At 35.2% G+C, this 1,038-nt stretch carries 1 protein-coding gene; it reads left to right on the forward strand.

What is annotated here, in order from left to right; translation table 11 throughout:
- Window positions 1-103: 103 nt before the first annotated feature.
- On the forward strand, window positions 104-1,038 hold a 935-nt coding region (locus PLC66_RS22840), incomplete at its 3' end, for an IS30 family transposase (protein WP_324544462.1).

Here is a 1,038-nt window from a genome sequence, read left to right on the forward strand (position 1 = left end):
AAAAAAGATAAGGGGATAGGGTTTTTGCCCTAGGGCAAAAACCCTATCCCCTTATCTGGCGAAAAATTCCGTCTTATCTTTGTGTTTCCCAAAACAAAAAAAGATGGCACATTTAACGTTAGAACAAAGATACGAAATAGAAGCAAATTTCAAATTAGGAATAAGTATTTCCAATATTGCTGCCCTAATTGGCAAAGATAAATCGGTAGTTTCAAGAGAAATTAAACGCAATAAAGACGAGCGATCGGGTGTTTATAAAGCCGGTTTAGCGGAAAGGAAAACTAAAAATAGGCATAAAACTAAAAATAAAAAACACCTTTTTACGGCAGAAGTTGAGGTAAATGTCTTATACTACCTAACCCAGGATTACAGCCCGGAACAAGCCGTAGGCAGGGCTAAAATAGATGAGGTAGAAATGGTCTCGACAGAGTCTATTTATCAGTATATTTGGCAAAACAAACGACGAGGAGGTACTCTATACCAATATCTAAGGACTAAGGGTAAGAAATATAAAAAGAGAGGAGACTTAAAAGACAAAAGAGGGTTGATTACCAATAGGATAGACATTGATGAACGACCTACAATAGTGGATAAAAAGACACGATTAGGAGATTTAGAAATAGATTTAGTTATAGGAAAAAATCATAAAGGAGCCTTGCTCACAATCAACGACAGAGCTTCAGGAATGTTGTTTATGGATAAAGTAGAAAGTAAAGATGCTCGTGAAATAGAAACAAAAACAATTGAGCTGTTACAAGACTGGAAACCATTGCTAAAAACAATTACCTCTGATAATGGAAAAGAGTTCGCTAACCATCAAACAATAGCAGAACATCTAGAGGTTGATTATTATTTTGCTAAACCCTACCATAGTTGGGAAAGAGGAGCGAATGAAAACCTGAACGGATTAGTTAGGCAATATTTCCCAAAAGGACTTAACTTTGACACCATAACAAAAGAAGAAATAAATAAAACAATTCATATATTAAACAACAGACCAAGGAAGAGATTTGGGTATAAAACACCCATCGAAATTTT

Origin of the sequence: Thauera sp. (genome assembly GCF_035444905.1) — a bacterium.
GTDB lineage: Bacteria > Pseudomonadota > Gammaproteobacteria > Burkholderiales > Rhodocyclaceae > Thauera.